Annotated in this window: 13 protein-coding genes and 1 pseudogene; 9 read left to right on the forward strand and 5 right to left on the reverse strand. The window is 72.5% G+C overall.

What is annotated here, in order from left to right; all coding sequences use genetic code 11:
- Positions 1-120: 120 nt before the first annotated feature.
- From OJ997_RS05805 to OJ997_RS38065, 3 genes and pseudogenes are all read left to right on the forward strand, one after another.
- Positions 121-3,006: a glycoside hydrolase family 3 C-terminal domain-containing protein gene (locus OJ997_RS05805; protein WP_270024108.1), complete on the forward strand. Its 2,886-nt coding sequence runs from the start codon at positions 121-123 to the stop codon at positions 3,004-3,006.
- A 120-nt stretch (positions 3,007-3,126) separates the two neighbouring features.
- Entirely contained in the window at positions 3,127-5,799 is a 2,673-nt protein-coding gene (locus OJ997_RS05810) for an OmpA family protein (RefSeq protein ID WP_270024109.1), read from the forward strand.
- Between the two features lie 264 nt (positions 5,800-6,063).
- Positions 6,064-6,135: pseudogene (locus OJ997_RS38065) on the forward strand (hypothetical protein); the annotation flags it as partial.
- Between the two features lie 25 nt (positions 6,136-6,160).
- Here OJ997_RS38065 and OJ997_RS37375 read toward each other — a convergent pair.
- Positions 6,161-6,742: a response regulator gene (locus OJ997_RS37375; RefSeq protein WP_270024110.1), complete on the reverse strand. Its 582-nt coding sequence runs from the start codon at positions 6,740-6,742 to the stop codon at positions 6,161-6,163.
- Positions 6,743-6,759: 17 nt separating this feature from the next.
- On the opposite strand from OJ997_RS37375, the gene OJ997_RS05820 reads away from it, so the two are divergent.
- Complete coding sequence (locus OJ997_RS05820; RefSeq protein ID WP_270024111.1) at positions 6,760-7,788, forward strand: sensor histidine kinase; 1,029 nt, start codon at positions 6,760-6,762, stop codon at positions 7,786-7,788.
- A gap of 38 nt (positions 7,789-7,826) precedes the next feature.
- Positions 7,827-8,291, forward strand: a complete 465-nt coding sequence (locus OJ997_RS05825) for an MEDS domain-containing protein (RefSeq protein ID WP_270024112.1) — start codon at positions 7,827-7,829, stop codon at positions 8,289-8,291.
- A 323-nt stretch (positions 8,292-8,614) separates the two neighbouring features.
- Here OJ997_RS05825 and OJ997_RS05830 read toward each other — a convergent pair whose 3' ends face one another.
- Positions 8,615-10,048, reverse strand: coding sequence for an MFS transporter (locus tag OJ997_RS05830; protein WP_270024113.1), 1,434 nt, complete (start codon positions 10,046-10,048; stop codon positions 8,615-8,617).
- Positions 10,049-10,138: 90 nt separating this feature from the next.
- Between OJ997_RS05830 and OJ997_RS05835 the strand changes: the two genes are divergently transcribed.
- Together OJ997_RS05835 and OJ997_RS05840 are read left to right on the forward strand one after the other, a co-directional pair.
- A complete protein-coding gene (locus tag OJ997_RS05835) occupies positions 10,139-10,540 on the forward strand; it encodes a MarR family winged helix-turn-helix transcriptional regulator (protein ID WP_270024114.1) in 402 nt (133 codons plus the stop codon).
- Positions 10,541-10,703: 163 nt separating this feature from the next.
- Positions 10,704-11,618, forward strand: coding sequence for a helix-turn-helix domain-containing protein (locus OJ997_RS05840; RefSeq protein WP_270024115.1), 915 nt, complete (start codon positions 10,704-10,706; stop codon positions 11,616-11,618).
- Here the strand turns inward: OJ997_RS05840 and OJ997_RS05845 are convergent.
- Positions 11,615-13,708, reverse strand: a complete 2,094-nt coding sequence (locus tag OJ997_RS05845) for an MMPL family transporter (protein WP_270024116.1) — start codon at positions 13,706-13,708, stop codon at positions 11,615-11,617. The two genes, OJ997_RS05840 and OJ997_RS05845, sit on opposite strands and share 4 nt — an antisense overlap.
- A gap of 108 nt (positions 13,709-13,816) precedes the next feature.
- Between OJ997_RS05845 and OJ997_RS37380 the strand changes: the two genes are divergently transcribed.
- Positions 13,817-14,953, forward strand: a complete 1,137-nt coding sequence (locus tag OJ997_RS37380) for a sensor histidine kinase (RefSeq protein ID WP_270024117.1) — start codon at positions 13,817-13,819, stop codon at positions 14,951-14,953.
- Positions 14,950-15,627, forward strand: coding sequence for a response regulator (locus OJ997_RS05855; RefSeq protein WP_270024118.1), 678 nt, complete (start codon positions 14,950-14,952; stop codon positions 15,625-15,627). The genes OJ997_RS37380 and OJ997_RS05855 overlap by 4 nt, the downstream gene beginning before the upstream one ends.
- Here the strand turns inward: OJ997_RS05855 and OJ997_RS05860 are convergent.
- A complete protein-coding gene (locus OJ997_RS05860) occupies positions 15,595-15,738 on the reverse strand; it encodes a hypothetical protein (RefSeq protein WP_270024119.1) in 144 nt (47 codons plus the stop codon). The two genes, OJ997_RS05855 and OJ997_RS05860, sit on opposite strands and share 33 nt — an antisense overlap.
- A complete protein-coding gene (locus OJ997_RS05865; RefSeq protein WP_270024120.1) occupies positions 15,735-16,955 on the reverse strand; it encodes an MFS transporter in 1,221 nt (406 codons plus the stop codon). Before OJ997_RS05865 ends, OJ997_RS05860 begins: the two co-directional genes overlap by 4 nt.
- Positions 16,956-16,995: the final 40 nt, after the last annotated feature.

Here is a 16,995-nt window from a genome sequence, read left to right on the forward strand (position 1 = left end):
GGAATGCGGGGCAAGCTGGTGTGTGGCGCTCTGATCGGAGCGTTGGTGCTTCCGGCTGCGGCAACTGCGCAGCAGCCATGGGACGATCCGGCGCTCGGCCCGGACCGAAGGGCGGATCTGGTGATCGCCGCCATGACCCTGGAGGAGAAGGCCGAGCTGATGTCCACCAACACGGGCACGAGCTGGGCGTACTTCAACGCGGGCATCGAGCGGCTGGGGGTACCGTCGCTGCGCATGCTGGACGCGGGCGCGGGCCTGCGGCTGGGCGGGGTCACGCTGCCGGAGACCGAGAACCGGGCGACCGCGATGCCGTCGCCGCTGCTGCTCGGGGCGACGTTCGACCCGGGGCTGGCCGCCCGCTACGGGCGCACGGTGGCCGAGGAGGTCCGGCAGGTCGGCGGCAACGTCCTGCTCGGCCCGAACGGCGACATGATCCGGACCCCCTGGTGGGGGCGCGCGAACGAGACCGAGGGCGAGGACCCGTTCCTCACCGCGAGCCTCGTCGGCCCGTACGTGCGCGCGGTCAAGGACCTCGGCGTGATCGCGGACCTCAAGCACTACAACGTCTACACGCAGGAGATCAACCGCGGCGCGCCCTATGACGCCGTCGCGGACGAGCGCACGGTCCAGGAGATCTACACGCCGCCGTGGGAGGCGGCCGTGGACAACGGCCTGGGCTCGACGATGTGCTCGTTCAACCAGCTCAACGGCGAGTACGCGTGCCAGAACCGGCTGCTGCTGGTGGACATCCTCAAGCGCCAGCTGGGCTTCGACGGCTTCGTGATCACGGACTTCGGCGCCGCGCACTCGACCGTGCAGTCGCTCAACAACGGCCTCGACATGGAGACCGGCAACCGGCAGTTCTACACGCCCGAGACGATCATCGCCGCGGTCCAGTCCGGCCAGGTGACCGTCGCCACGGTCGACGAGCACGTGCACCGGATCCTGCGCACCATGTTCGAGCACGGCCTGTTCGAGGACGACCCGGAGCCGTCGGCGCTCTCGGTGGAGGAGCACGGCGCGGCGACGCGCGAGATCGCCGAGGCGGGCATCACGCTGCTCAAGAACAGCGACGCGGTGCTGCCGCTCAACGGCCGGCGACTGGGCTCGGTCGCCGTCATCGGCGGCGACGCCAACCGCGCTCGCGCCCAGGGCGGCGCGTCGCACGTCACGCCGACCTACGAGGTGTCGCTGCTGCAGGGCATCCAGGACCGCGCGCCGGGTGGCGTGGACGTCCGGTACGCCCCGGGCTCGGATCCCGTCGGCCCGACGTCGATGCTCGGCGGCCCGGCCGCCGCGCCGTCGTCGGTCTTCACGACGCCGACCGGCGCCGTGGGCCTGCAGGCCACGTACTTCACCTCCACGGACCTGACCGGCGCGCCGCTCGTCACGCGCACCGATCCGGGCGTGCGCTGGGACCAGGGCTTCATCGGCGGCGGGTCCGCCTTCGCGAGCCTCTACGGCTCGCAGCTCACACCGACCCCGGATACCGCCGGCTCGGGGCGCTTCACCGGCACGTTCACGGTGCCCACGACCGGCGCGTACACGTTCGCGCTCACGGGCTGGGGCGAGGCGCGGATGTTCTTCGACGGCGCGCCCGTCATCGACCTCGCGACCGAGGCGGGCGAGTGGGCGACGGAGAGCACCGCGACGCTGAACCTGCAGGCCGGCGAGGAGCACGAGGTCGTGGTCGAGTACCGCGCCACGCGGCCGTTCGTCGGGCTGGAGCCGGCGTCGCTGCAGCTCGGTTGGACGCATCCCGCCAACGCGTACGCGCCCGACGTCCGCGACGCCGTGGAAGCGGCGCGCGAGGCGGACGTCGCGGTGGTGTTCGCGGCGACGTTCGAGAGCGAGCAGCGCGACCGCTACTCGATGACATTGCCCAACGACCAGGACCAGCTGATCCGCGCCGTGTCCGGGGTCAACCCCAACACGGTGGTCGTGCTCGGCGCCGCCGGGCCGGTGCTGATGCCGTGGCTGTCGCGGGTCGACGGCGTCGTGGACTCCTACTTCGGCGGGCAGGAGCAGGGCAACGCGATCGCGAGCGTGCTGTTCGGCGACGTGAACCCGTCGGGCCGGCTGCCGATCACGTTCCCGCGCAGCGAGAACCAGCCCAAGCAGCTGGGGATCCGCAACCCGTGGGACACGCTCGACGACCTCACCGTGGAGCACGACGAGGGGATCTTCGTCGGCTATCGCGGCTATGACCGTGCCGGCCTGGACCCGCTGTTCCCGTTCGGGCACGGGCTCTCGTACACGAGCTTCACCTACCGCAACCTCGCGGTGACCCGCCAGGGCGCGAACGTGCAGGTGCAGTTCACGCTGCGCAACACGGGCGCGCGGACGGGCGCCGAGACCGCGCAGGTCTACGTCGGCCAGCTGCCGACGACGGTGCCGACGCCGCCGAAGCAGCTCGCCGGCTACGCGAAGGTGACGCTCGATCCCGACGGCCGCGAGCGCGTGACGGTGACGCTCGAGCGTCGGGCCTTCTCGTACTTCGACGAGGCCACCGGCGCGTGGGTCACCCCGGGCGGGCGCGTCCCGATCTATGTCGGGCGCTCCTCGCGTGACGTCCAGCTCACGGGCACGGTCACCGTGCCGGCCGCGCGCGAGGTCGTGTCGCCGCGCGGGCCGATCGTGGGGGTCGGCGGCAAGTGCGTCGACATCGCGGGCGCGAGCAGCGTCAACGGGGCGGCGGTCCAGCTCTTCGACTGCAACGGCACCGCCGCGCAACGCTGGAGCGTGACCGAGGACGGGACCGTCGAGGCGCTGGGCAAGTGCCTGGACGTCGCCGGCGGCGGCACGGCCAACGGGACCGTGGCGCAGCTCTTCGAGTGCAACGGGTCCGGCGCGCAGCAGTGGGTCGCGCAGGCGAACGGGACACTGCGCAACCCGCAGTCCGGGCGCTGCCTGGACGCCGCGGGCGGCGGCTCCGCCAACGGCACGCGGCTGATCATCTACGACTGCCACGGGGGCGCCAACCAGCGCTGGCAGTTGCCGTCGTAGGCCCGAAGCTCACGGGCGGCGCGCCGAAGCTCACGCGGACAGCGTCGGCGCGCCACGACCCCCCAGTTGGGTGAGGCAACGATCCCTAAACGGACGCGGCGGTCGAGTACGGGGGGACCTATGAACCGACGTCTCCGCCTTCCCGGGGTGCTCGTCGCGCTTGCCGCGGCCTGCCTTTTCGCCCCCTCCGCCGCAAGCGCTTCGCACATCCAGGGCGGTTCGATCAACTCCGAGATCACCGCAAACGGTCATCTCAAGGGCTTGGTCACGTTCCTCACGAGTGCCTACGGCTCGGCCTGCATCCCCGGTGAGCCCGCGGACGAGATGCCGAACATCCAGATCACCAACCCGAGCGGGCAGACCGCCGACATCTATCCCGACGGCGCGCTCACGCGCTGCCTGCCCAGCGTCTCGACGGCGACCGGCACGATCGACGTCGACCTCGTGGCCGAGTTCGGCTCCGCGGCGAACGGCGTCTACACCCTCAAGGGCACCGCGAGCGCGCGCGTGAACGGGATCATCAACGCGTGGGACCCGATGAACGGCGGCGAGGCGATCTTCAGCAGCCGCGTCACGAAGACAGGCACCACGCCCTCCTCCGCTCCGCGCATCAACTCCGCGGTGGCGAACGCCGTGGCCAAGAACTACGCCTTCAAGCAGAACCTCAACGGCGTCGACCCCGACGGCAGCGCCGTGACCTACTCGTCGCGCGCGACCGACCCGACCGGCCCGAAGTACGACGTGGTCACGATCGGCGCCAACGGCGTCGTGTCGATGACCGCGCCGCAGACGAACGCGTTCAACGACGGTGACTTCTTCTCCTACACCGCGCGCGTCACCGACGCCGCGGGTGACTACTCCGAGCGCGACGTGCTGCTCACCGTGACCGGCAACAACGCGCCGCCGTCGATCCAGGGCCTCCCGGGCTCCGCGATCGCCGCGACCGCCGGCGCGGGCGCGCAGAACACGAACTTCACCGCCACCGACCCGAACGTCGGCCAGACGGTCAGCCTCGCGGTCGCCGCCGGCGCCCCCGCCTGGGTCTCGCTCACCGCGCCCGCCGGCAACCCGGCGAACGCGACGCTGACGGTCAACCCGCCGGGCAACGTCCCGGCCGGGACCTACGCGTTCAACATCGACGGCGTCGACTCGCACCCGTCGGTCACGCTGTTCGCGTCCGAGCCGGTCGCGGTCACCGTGACCAACGCGGTCCCGAACACGACGGTCGGCACCAAGCCGAGCGCGGTCACGAGCGCGAACGCCGCGAACTTCACGTTCTCCTCCGACGAGGGCGGCGTCACCTACGAGTGCAAGCTCGACGCCGGCGCCTGGGCGAGCTGCGTCTCGCCGAAGGCGTACACCAACCTCGCCGAAGGCGCGCACACCTTCCAGGTGCGCGCGACCGACGCCGCCAACCAGACCGACGCCTCCCCGGACAGCTACACGTGGACGGTCGACACGACCGCTCCCGCCACCCCGGTGATCGCCTCCGCCCCGAGCGCGCTGGCGCAGAGCTCCACGTTCACGTTCACCACGCCCGGCGGCGAGACCGCCGAGTGCCAGGTTGACGGCGGCGCCTGGACCGCGTGCGCCTCGCCGTTCGTGCCCGCCGGGCTCGCCGACGGCCCGCACGCGTTCAAGCTGCGCATGGTCGACGGTGCCGGCAACCACTCGCAGCCCGCCGAGGCGAGCTGGACGCTCGACACCGCCGCTCCGGCCCCGCCGGCGCTGATCGGCGCGCCCGAGGGCACGATCACCGCCAAGACCGCCCAGTTCACCTGGACGGGCGAGAACGGCGGCTCGTTCGAGTGCTCGCTCGACGGCGCCGCCTTCACGTCGTGCGCTTCGCCGCTCGCGCTGACCAGCGTCGCCAATGGCAAGCACACGTTCCTCGTGCGCCAGATCGACGCCGCCGGCAACGTCGGCGCCAACCGCTCGATCGAGTGGACCGTCAAGGACGCGACCAAGCCGACCGACGACAAGCCGAAGGCCGAGGACCCCAAGACCGACGCGCCCAAGACCCCGACCACGCCGACGACGCCCGCGCCCGCGCCGGCCAAGGTCGAGGCCATCACCGGCACGAGCGCCTCGGTCGCCGTCCAGGGCGACACCGCCTCCGTCGGCTGCCGCGTCAGCGGCGGCACGCTGTCCTCCTGCTACGTCGACGTGTACGCGTACGACAAGGCGGACGAGGCCGGCGTGAGCGTCTCCGACAAGGCCAAGGCGAGCGCCGCCGCGGCCAAGAAGGCCAAGCTCGTCCTGATCGGCCGTGGCCACGTGAAGGCCGACGCCGGCGACAGCGCCAAGCGCCTCGCCGTCGACATCGAGCTCAACGCGGTCGGCCGCCGGCTGGTCGCCGAGCAGATCACCGGCATCAACGTGGTGCTGAAGATCGAGGCCCGCACGATCGAGGGTCCCAAGCTCAACACCCGCACGACCGCCAAGCTCGTCCCGCAGACGCAGCTGATCGTTCCCGAGAGCGGCCTGTTCGCCTCGGGCAGCGCCAAGATCGCCAAGTCCGGCACCAAGCTCGTCAAGTCGCTCGGTGACCGCCTCGGCAAGGTCAAGACCGTCACGTGCGTCGGGCACACCGACTCGGTCGGCTCCGACGCTGCCAACCAGCAGCTCGGCGTCGCCCGCGCGAAGGCCGTCTGCGCCGCGCTCAAGCAGCACGGCGCCCGCGGCAAGCTCGTGGTCGAGTCGGCGGGCGAGAGCCGCCCGCGCGCGACCAACGCGACGGACAAGGGCCGCGCCCTGAACCGGCGCGTCGAGATCAGCGTCCGCTACCGCTAGTGCGAGGGCGCGACCGGGTGACCGGTCGCGCCTTCAATCATCCGTTTGGGCGATGGCACGGGTCCTGATGCTTCATACGGTCCGGCGGTGCTCGCAGCACGCATCGACATCGTCTTCGCGGCCGCCTTCGCGGCCTGCGCCGATCACGAGGCCGCGGCCGAGGCCACCCGCAGGGTGCTCGTCGCGGACCCGGACGGCGCCCCCGACTCCTTAGCCGCCCGCGCCGCGCTGCTCGCCGCAGCGCGCGTCGCGGTCTACCGCCCGATGGATGCCGACGCGCGTGACGCGATCGTGCTCGCACGGGCGCTGGGCTGGACGACCGACCGGATCGCCGGCCAGCTCAACACCACCCAGGCGGACGTCAGGTCCCGAGTCGCGCGCGGGCTGCGAACGCTGCTGCCTCGGCCCGATTACGCAAGCGCAGCTTCTCCAGCACGTGCCGCACATGGGTCTTGACGGTCGCCTCGCTCACGACGAGCCGCTCCGCGATCTCCCGGTTGCGCAGGCCCTGGCCGAGCAGCTCGAGCACTTCGCGCTCGCGCACGCTCAGCGCGTCCGGCGGGACCTCGGCCGACGCCATCACCACGGGGGCGTCCGACAGCACCGCGGCGACGAGCGCGCGCGGCGGCATGTCCTTGAGCAGGTAGCCGCTCGCCCCGACCTTGAGCGCCGCGCGGACGTCGAGCGCGTCCTCGGACACGGTCAGCATGAGGACCCGCACGTCGGGGGTGCGGGCGCGGATCGCCGCGCACGCCTCGACGCCGCCGATGTCCGGCATCTCGACATCGAGCAGCGCCACGTCCGGGCGCACGCGCGCGGCCAGCTCGACCGCTTCCCGCCCGCCCGCGGCCAGGCCCACGACTTCGATCCGGGGCTCGGCGGCGAGCAGCGCCGCGGTCCCTTCGCGCATGAGCCGATGGTCGTCGGCGATGATGACGCGCACCGCTTTAGTATCGCGCTGTGATCGAGCCGGCGGTCCTCTCCGGCCTCGCGGCCGTCTCGCGCGTGTCGCGCGCGCTCGTCGCCCCGAGCGAGTTGCCGGTGCTCGCCGCGGCCGCGTTGCGGGAGATGCGTGAGGCGCTCGCGCTCGACCGCGCCGTCCTCTACTTACCCGACGCCGACGGCCTGCCCGTGCTCCGGCGCCTGGTCGGTGACGAGGCCGCGCCGGAGCTGAGCTTCGACGACGAGGCCTGGCGGCTCGCCACGGGCGCGCCGATCGTGCTTCGCGAGCCCGCCGGGTGGCTCGTCGCGAACCCGTTCGACCCGCCCGCGACCGACTGGGTGATCCTCCCGCTCGTCGAAGGCGTCGTGATCGCCTCCTCGCCCGCGCCGATCGCGCTCGACCCGCTCTCCAGCACCGTTCTCAGCCTGCTGTGCTCGCAGCTCAGCGCCGGCATCACCACCGCGCGCCTGCGGCGGGAGCTGCAGGCCGCGGCGATCGAACGCGAGCGGCGGACGCTCGCGGCCGAGGTCCACGACGGGCTCGCGCAGTACCTCGCGGTCGCGCAGCGGGAGCTCGCGCTGCCCGAGCCCGACCGCGCACGGCTGACCGAGGCCGTCGCGTCCGCGCACCGGCTGGTGCGCGAGCGGCTGCGCACCCTCGCCGACGACACGCCGACGAGCCTGCGGGCCGCCTTGGAGTCCGCCGCGCGGCGCGCGCGCACGCCCGTGCACCTGTCCGGCACCGGCGACGCCGGCGCCGAAGCCATCACGCTCGCCGCGCGCGTCGTCAGCGAGGCCCTGGCCAACGCCGACGCACACGCACGGGCGCAACGCGCCGAGATCGTCTACACCGCCGACGACGACGCGCTCGAGCTGACCGTCCGCGACGACGGCTGCGGCTTCGACCCCGCGCACGTGCTCGGCGTCGGCGACGGCCACCTCGGCCTCACCGTGATGCGCGAGCGCGCCCGCGGCTACGGTGGCGAGTGCACCGTGACCTCGACCCCCGGAACCGGCACGGAGGTGCAGTTGTGGCTTCCGCTCTAGAGGGCGCGATCGAACCGGGCGCCTGTCCCCACGTCGCGATGTTGCTCGCCTCGCCACAGGAGGTCGCACCCACCCTCGCCTCCTTCTACGCCCTCGGCGCCAAGCGCAACGGCTGGCTGTTCCACCGGTCTCTCGAAGGTGAGGCGGACGCCGACCGCACCGCGCTGAGCGCGGCCGGTCTGGACGTCGCCGGGTTGGAAGCCGCGGGCCGCATGGTCTTCAGCGAGATCTCGATCGGCATCACCGTCGAGGACTACGTCCACGCGTGGGAGCCCGAGTTCGAGGGTGCGCTCGCGCGAGGCTTCGACGCCGTCTGGTGGGCGCGGTTCCCGATCGGTCCGGACGCGGAGATCATCGACCGGTCCGTCGAGTACGACGCGGCGTGGGACGCGCACTTCCACGGGCGGCCGTGCGTGTCTTTGTGTCTCTTCATCGTGCGCGATGTGGAACGGGGCGCGCGGCGGGATCAGGTCGCGGTGAACCACGACGCGGTGGTGGGGTAACCGGTCTTCCGTCTTTGTGGGCCCGGGTGCGCGGCGGGTACTGCGGCCACCGAGGGGGAAGGGAGCTCTGGTGCCACCCGCGCGCCCGGGCTCAGCGCCTCCCGGGCTCCGCGCGGCGGTGAAGCGGCGCCGTGCAGGCCTACCGTCAAGTTACGGTCATCGAAGATCGTCCCTCGGCCGTCCCGCTTGGGCTCGTTGTGATCGATTTCCGGTCGACGAACGGGCGCGGAGAGGGGGTGCCGTCGGAACCTTTCGCATAGCGATAGTTAGCGACGGCACCCCCCTTTGTTCAGAGCGCGGTCGTGCGCGACCGTGGTTGAGATCTACGCCGCGCTTGCTTCAGCGACCATCGCCGCGTCCGGACGGATGCGCGGCGCGCGCACCGCCCCGATGACCAGGTTCGCCACCGCCAGCCCCGCGGCGATCAGCATCCCCCGCTCGAAGCCCCCGGCCAAGGCGTCCGTCTGAACCGCGCCGGCGGCCAAGAGATCCCCCGTCCGCGTCGTCGCCGTCGTCGAGATCAACGCGAGTCCCAACGCGCCGCCGACCTGGAAGGCGGTCGTGATCACACCCGAGGCCGCGCCCGCGTCCTCGTGCGGGACCTCCGCGACCGCGGCGATCTGGTTCGCGACGCCCACCAAAGGCAGCCCGAGGCCGAAGACGATCAGGCCCGGCAGTAGGCCGCCGGCGAACGTGGCGTCCGCGCCCGCCTGGCTCAGCAGCAACAGGCCGACGGCCCCGACCGCGCTGCCACCCAGGTACGCGGCACGCGTCCCGAAGCGCGTCACGAGCTGCGCGCCGATGACCGCCGACAGGATCGCCGCACCGCCCATCGGCAGGAAGTGCGTGCCGGCCTCCAGCGCGCTGTCGCCGTGCACCTGCTGCAGGTAGAGGGCGGTGAGGAAGAACATGCCCAGGAACGCGCCGCCGTTGAGGGCGAGGGCGATCGCGGAGACGCTCAGGCCGCGCACGCGGAACAGGCGGAGCGGGACGAGCGGGTCCTTGGCGCGGGCCTCGACGAAGAGGAACGCGCCGATCAACACGACGGCGGAGCCGAAGAGCGCGAGCACCTGGGTCGAGCCCCAGCCCGCCGCTTCGGTGCGGATCACGGCGCCGACGAGGGCGAACAAGCCGGCGGTGCCGAGGATGGCGCCCGCCACGTCGAAGTTGGAGTGCTCCCCCTGGACGCGGCGGCTCTCGGTGATGAACGCGGGCGCGGCGAGGATCGCGACCACGGCGAAGGGCACGTTGACGAAGAAGATCCACTCCCAGCCGAGGCCGTCGACGAGCACGCCGCCGGCGACGACGCCGAGCGTGCCGCCGATGCCGGCGAGCGCGCCCCAGACGCCGAGCGCGATGTTGCGGTCACGCCCGGCGGGGAAGATGACGGTCAGCAGCGCGAGCGCGGCGGGGGAGAGCAGGGCGCCGCCGATGCCCTGGATCGCGCGGATCGCGATCAGCGAGCCCTCGGACGTGGCGAACCCGCCGGCGAGTGAAGCGGCGGCGAACAGCCCGAGGCCGATCAGGAACAGGCGCCGGCGGCCGAGGATGTCGCTCATCCGGCCGCCCAGCAGCAACAGGCCGCCGAACGTGAGCGTGTAGCTGTTGACCACCCACTGCAGGCCCTCGGCGCTGAAGCCGAGGTCGGTCTGGATGGCCGGGAGCGCGACGTTCACGATCGTGACGTCGAGGACGACCATGAACTGGGCCAGCGCGAGCACCGCCAGCGCCAGCCATCTCGATCGTGAATCATTCATGCGGTGAACGGTCATGTCGGGCACTGTAGGTGTATCCTGTGAATCATTCAAGTCATGAATAATTCTTGTGAAGCACTACCCTCCGCTCCGGTGCTGCCCCGCGGAACGCTCGATCGCCCTGCCCTGCTGCTGGTCAAGATCGGCCACGACGTCGCGGCGCGTGGCGAGGACGCGCTCGCCGAGCTGGGCCTGAGCGGTCGCCAGTACATGGTCCTCGGGGTGCTGAGCGCGGACACGCCGCCGTCGCAGCAGGAGCTCGCGGGCCTCTGTGGGCTGCTGCCCGCGCAGGTCGTGATCGTCGTCGACGAGCTCGAGCGGCGCGGCCTCGCTGAGCGCCAGCGCTCCGAGACGGATCGCCGGCGCTCCGTGGTCTCGCTCACCGAAGCGGGTGCGACGGCGCTCGCGCGGGCGGACGAGCTGGGCAAGCGGCTCGTCGCCGAGCTCGACCCGCAGGCGCGGCAAGCCGCCATCGACGCCCTGTCGCGTCCGTAGTACGCTGCGCAGGCGGGCTCGCGTCGACTCCAGCGGGAGAGGCGGGCAAGCACGACAGAGGCGGCACGTGGTGCCTTCCCAACAGGGCTATCACCGGTCGCCGGTTCAGTTCGGCTGGGCGGACTCGATGTCGTTGATGTGCTTGTTGGACCTTGACCAGGATTTGGGTCGACTGCTCGATCGGGAGCGCTGGGAGCTCGCGCGGCACGCGATCCGCGTGCGCGTGGCGGCGCTGCCCCTCGGCGCGTGGGACATCCGCGCGCTCGACGAGGTGAGCCCGGCCAACGTCGGGCTGCTGGTCATCGACGGGGTGATCGCGCGCGAGCTCACGTTCGAGGGCGTCGTCAGCACCGAGCTGTTCGGTCCGGGTGATCTGGTGCGTCCGTGGGCGCTCGACGACTCCACCCGGCTGCTGGAGTCGGCGACGTGCTGGAACACGCTGGCGTCGCTGCGGGTGGCGGTCATCGACCAGGCGGTCGCGGCGCGGCTGAGCTCGTTCCCGGAGCTCAACGCCGTGCTCGTCGATCGCCTGAACGAGCGGGCGCGGCGGCTCGCGATGATGCAGGCGATCGCGCACCTGAACCGCGTGGACGCGCGCGTCGAGGCGGTGTTGTGGCTGCTCGCCGAGCGCTGGGGCCGCGTGACGTCCGCGGGCATCGTGGTCGACCTCACGCTCTCGCACCGGGCGCTGGGCCAGCTCATCGGCGCTCGCCGACCGACCGTCTCGACGGCGCTCGCGAGCCTGGCCCGGACCGGCCGCGTCTCCCGCCGGCCCGACGGGGCGTGGCTGCTCGATCCGGGGTCGCGCCCGACCGCCGGCCTCGCGACCGACGGAGCGATCCGCCAGCGGCGCCGCCTGTTCCCGGCCCCCGAGCCGGAGCTGGCGTTCGCGGACGAGCCGCCGGTGCCGATGGACGACGTCTGGTCGGCGATCGAGGCGCTCTACGAGAAGTCCCGCGTCCAGGGTGAGGACGTCGAGGCGCTCCGGGGAGAGATCGCGGCGCTCCGCCAGCGCGCCCGCCTCGCCGCGTCGCACGAGACCCGGCGCCGGGGCGCCGGATCTCGCGTGGCGCACTAGGCCGGCTGTGCGACGGGCCGCAGTGACGAGCCTTCGATGTCGACGTCGGGCAGTAGCCGGTCCAGCCAGCCCGGCAGCCACCACGCGCGCTCGCCGAGCAGCGCCATCACCGCGGGGATCAACGTCATCCGGACCAGGAACGCGTCGACGAGGATCCCGAACGCGAGCGCGAACCCGACCGACTTGATGATCGCGTCCTGCTCGAGGATGAAGCCGGAGAACACGGCGCCCATGATCAGCGCCGCCGCGGTGACGACGCGCGCGCCGTGGCGGAAGCCCTCGGTCACGGCGCGCGTCGGGGCGGCGCCGTGGACGTGCTCCTCGCGCATCCGTGAGACCAGGAACACCTGGTAGTCCATCGCGAGCCCGAAGAGGATGCCGATGACGAGGATCGGCAACATCGAGATGATCGGCGCGGCCTGCGCGACGCCGAGCAGGTCCGCGCCGAAGCCCTCCTGGAAGACCGCGACCAGCGCGCCGAACGTCGCGCCGATCGTCAGCAGGAACCCGGCGATCGCGGTGAGCGGGACGAGCACGGAGCGGAAGGCGACGGCCAGCAGCACGAACGCGATCCCGACGATCACGGCGAGGAACGGGATCAGCGCGGCGCCGAGCCGGTCGGCGACGTCGATGTTGACCGCGGTCTGCCCGGTCACGAGCACGTCGTCGCGCACGCGGATGCGCTCCACGAGGTCCTTCGTCTCCTGGGTCGAGGGCCCGCTGCGGGCGATCAGCGAGAGGATCGCGGTGTCGCCGGCGGGGTTGAGCGTGGGCTCGCCGACGCTGGCGACGTCCCGGTCGGCGCGCAGCTCACGCGCCACCGTCGTGGCGTCCGCGGGGTCGTCGACGACGATCATCAGCGGCCCGTTGAAGCCCGGCCCGAACCCGTCGCTCAGCAGCTCGTAGGCCTGGCGGTTGGTGGCGTCCGGCGCCGCGGTCGAGTCGTCGGGCATGCCGAGGCGCATGTCGAGCATCGGCAGCGCGCAGGCGCCGAGCGCGACGACGGTCAGCGCCACGGCGGGGATGCGGTGCCGGAGCACGGTGCTCACCCAGCGCGAGCCGACCGTCGGTCGCGCCGCCCGTGGACCCGTCTCGAAGTTCTTGCCCTTCGCCAGCCGCGTCCCCGCGAACCCGAACAGCGCCGGGACGAGCGTCAGCGCGACGAGCACCGCGACCGCGACCGTCGCGGCGGCGGCGACGCCCATCGCGGTCAGGAACGGAATGCCGACGACCGACAGCGCGGCCAGCGCGATCACGACGGTCGCGCCCGCGAACACGACCGCGCTGCCCGCCGTCCCGACCGCGCGGCCGGCGGACTCCTCCGGGTCCATCCCTTCGAACAGCTGCGTGCGGTGGCGGGAGAGGATGAACAGCGCGTAGTCGATGCCGACGGCGAGGCCGAGCATCAGCGCGAGGGTCGGGACCGCGTCGCTGAGGTCGACGAAGCCCGTCGCGGCGGTGATGCCGGCGAGGCCGATCCCGACGCCGAGGGCCGCGGTCAGCAAGGGCAGGCCCGCGGCGAGCAGGGTGCCGAACGTGAACGCGAGCACGAGCGCGGCGACGCCGAACCCGAGGAACTCGCCGATCCCGGACCCGCTCGCCTCGATCACGGCGTCGCCGCCGAACTCGACCTGCACGCCGGCCCGCTCGGCCTGCTGCGCGGCGCGCTGCACGGCTTCGAGCGAGCCGACCTCCAGGTCGTCGGCGGGCCGGTCGAAGCTCACCTGCGCGAGCCCGATCCGGCGGTCCTCGGAGAGCTGGGGAGCGCTCGCGTCGGCGACGTCGGGCGCCTTGGCGACCTGCGCGAGCGCCGCGTCGACGGCCGCCTTGCGCTCGCCGGTGAGCGCTTCCCCCTCAGGCGCGGCGAAGACGATCCGGCCCGAGCCGCCGTTCGCCTCCGGGAACCGCTGCGCGAGCCGGTCGATCGCCTCCTGAGACTCGGTGCCGGGGATCGTGAAGGAACCTTCGGTCGGGCCGCTGAGCGTCGCCGCCCCGAGGAAGATCGCGCCGAAGAGGGCGAGCCAGACGGCGAGGACGAGTCGACGGCGGCGGTATGCGGTGCGGCCGAGTCTGTAGAGCGCTGAAGCCATACCCAGAGCGTCGGGCGTGAGCGCCGCGTTGCCGAGCACCCCAGGACGCGATCGATCTGCGCCTTTAGGAGCAGGTGGCCGCGCGCACGGCTTCCTAACCTCTGCCACATGACCCGGGAGCGGCCGACCGCCGGCGACGTCATCACGACCGTCCTCGCCACGGCCGCCTGCATCGTCGTCACGCTGCTCGTGCGCGGGGACGTGGACGACACGCGGCGCGACGTCGACGCGCTCGCGGTCGCGCTCATCGTCGTCGGCTTCGCCCCGACCGTGCTCTGGCGGACCCGACCGATGGTCCCGGCGATCGCCGCGCTCGTCCTGCTGCTCGTGGGCACCGCGATCGGCTACATGTTCGTCGGCCCGATCGTCCTTGCCATCGCGTTGGTCGGGTGGGCGGCATGCCGCGCCGAGTCGTCGACGACGTGGTCGCTCGGCCTGTTCGCCGGCGTCACGTTCGCGGTGGTGATGTTCGTCAAGTCCGACCTGGAGTCGGTGCTCGCGGCCATCGGCGGGTTCGCCATCGGGATGGTGCCTGCCCTGGTCGGTGAGCAACTGCGCGCGGAGCGGCTCCGCGCGCGCACCGCGCAGGAGCTCGCGCGGCGGGTCGAGGAGCTGCGCGACGGAGACGTGCAGCGGGCCGTGGCCGAGGAGCGGTTGCGGATCGCGCGCGACGTGCACGACATCACCGGCCATCACTTGAGCGCGATCGCCCTGCAGTCGGCGGGCGCGGGGCGGATGACCAAGGACCCCGGCGCGCGGGAGGCGTTCGAGCGCATCCACGGTCTGACGGTCGAGGCGCTGGGGCAGACGCGGCGCTCGCTCGGCGTACTGCGCGCGTCCGAGCCCGCGGAGCTCGCGCCGCCGCCGCGCCTCGAGCACCTCGAGCAGCTCCTCGCACCCGTGCGGGCCGCGGGGCTGGACGTCCAGCTCGCGATCGAGGGCGACGTGCGCGCGTTGTCGGAGACCGCGGAGATGTCCGCGTACCGCGTCGTCCAGGAGTCGGTCACCAACGTCATCCGCCACGCCGGCGCCGACGCGGTGCGGATCGCGGTCGTCTACGGCTCGGCCGTGGTGACGATCACGGTCGCCGACGACGGCCGCGGTGGTCCGTCGGCGCGGACCGGCAGTGGCATCGAAGGGATGCGCGAGCGGGTCGCGCTGGTCGGCGGCTCGCTCACAGCGGGCACGACGAACGGCCACGGGTGGACGGTCCGGGCGACGCTGCCGCTCAAGGACTCCGCGTGAGCATCCGCGTCGTCATCGCCGACGATCAGGCGATCTCCCGCCAGGGCATGCGGATGATCCTCGAGAGCGCCGGCGACATCGAGGTGGTCGGCGAGGCGATCGACGGCCTGGACGCGGTCGGCCAGGCGGAGCGGCGCAGTCCCGACGTCGTGCTGATGGACATCCGGATGCCGCGGATGGACGGCATCGAGGCCACCCGCCGGCTGCGCGAGTCGCCGGTCGAGGTGATCATCATCACGACCTTCGACCTCGACGAGTACGTGATCGAGGCGCTGCGCGCCGGTGCCGTCGGCTTCCTCGTCAAGGACTCGCCGCCCGAGCGGATCATCGACGCGGTCCGCGCCGTCGCGCGTGGCGACGCGCTGATCGCGCCGGAGGTCACCCGCCGCCTGCTCGGCCGCTTCGTCTCCACGATGCCCGCGCGCGCCGGGGACCCGCGCCTCGCCCAGCTCACCCCGCGCGAGCACGACGTGCTGCTCGAGATCGCCGCCGGGCGCAGCAACGCGGACATCGCCGCGCGACTGCACCTCGAGGAGAGCACGGTCAAGGGCCACGTGCGGCGGATGCTGGCCAAGCTCGACCTCGCCAGCCGCGTCCAGGCCGTGATCTTCGCCTACGAGACCGGGCTCGTCGCGCCCGGCTCAGTGCAGCGGGCAGATGAGCTGCGGGACTGAGCCATCGGCGTCCTCGGCCATCGCCTCGTTCACCTGGTAGAGCACGCCGAGGAAGCTCACGCCCGTGATCAGCAGCCCGACGAGCAGGTAGATCACGCCCTGGCGGGTCATGCCGTGCTCGGCGCGACGCTGCCCGCGGCGCGCTCGCGGATCGGGAGGTGCACGAGCGCCGCGGCGACGCTCAGGACGATGCAGAGGATCCACATCAGGTCGTAGCTCCCGGTTGCCTCGTAGACCGTCCCGCCGAGCAGGGCGCCGACGAACGCGCCGACCTGATGCGAGAGGAAGACCACGCCGAACAGCATGCCCACGTGGCGCGTCCCGAACATCAAGGCGACGAGCCCGGAGGTGAGGGGCACGGTCGAGAGCCACAGCAGGCCGATCAGCGCGGAGAACACGAGCACGCTGCCGACGGTCACCGGCAGCAGCAGGAAGATCGCGAAGGCGACGGCGCGGCCCGCGTAGATCCCGCTCAGCAGCAGCCGGCGCGGATGGCGCCCGCCGAGGATGCCCGACGCGTACGCGCCGATCACGTTGAAGAGGCCGATCAGCGACAGCGACCACGCGGCCAGGCCCTTGCTCAGGCCCTGGTCGGTGAGGTACGGCGGCAGGTGCGTGGTGATGAACGCGATGTGGAAGCCGCAGACGAAGAACCCGCTCGTCAGCAGCAGGTAGCTCGGGTGGTGGACCGCGGCGCGCAGCGCCTCGCGGGCGGACACGGGCTCGACGTCGGGGTCGTCGACGTCGTCGCCCTTGCCGGACAGCGAGCGCGCCAGGATCGGGACCAACAGCAGCACGGTCGCGAGCAGGAAGAGCGCGGTCTCCGCGCCGTACTGGTCGATGAAGCCCTGGCCGAGCGGCGCGAACAGGAACTGGCCCATCGAGCCCGCGGCGGTCGCGAGGCCCATCGCCCACGAGCGCTTGGCCGGCTCGACGAGCCGCGCGAAGGCCGCGATCACGATCGTGAACGAGCCGCCCGCGACGCCGAGCCCGACGATCACGCCGCCGGTCAGCGTCAGCGCCGCCGTAGAGGTGCTCACCGACATCAGCGCGACGCCCGCCGCGTAGACGAGCCCGCCGAGCGCGAGCACCCGGCCCGCGCCGAAGCGATCGGCGACCGCGCCCGCGAACGGCTGCCCGAGGCCCCACAGCAGGTTCTGGACGGCGATCGCGAGCGCGAACGCCTCACGGTCCCAACCGCGCAGGTCCGTCAGCGGCGCCGTGAACAGGCCGAACGTCGTCCGGACGCCGAACGTGAGGATCGCGATCAGGCAGCCCGCGACGACGATGACCGTCGGGCTGCGCCACCAAGGACGGCGCGCAGACATGGGCGACGACGGTACCAGACTTGGTTCATTCAGTGAACTG

It is taken from the genome of Solirubrobacter phytolaccae, from assembly GCF_027587195.1.
In the GTDB taxonomy this organism is placed as follows: Bacteria; Actinomycetota; Thermoleophilia; order Solirubrobacterales; family Solirubrobacteraceae; genus Solirubrobacter; species Solirubrobacter phytolaccae.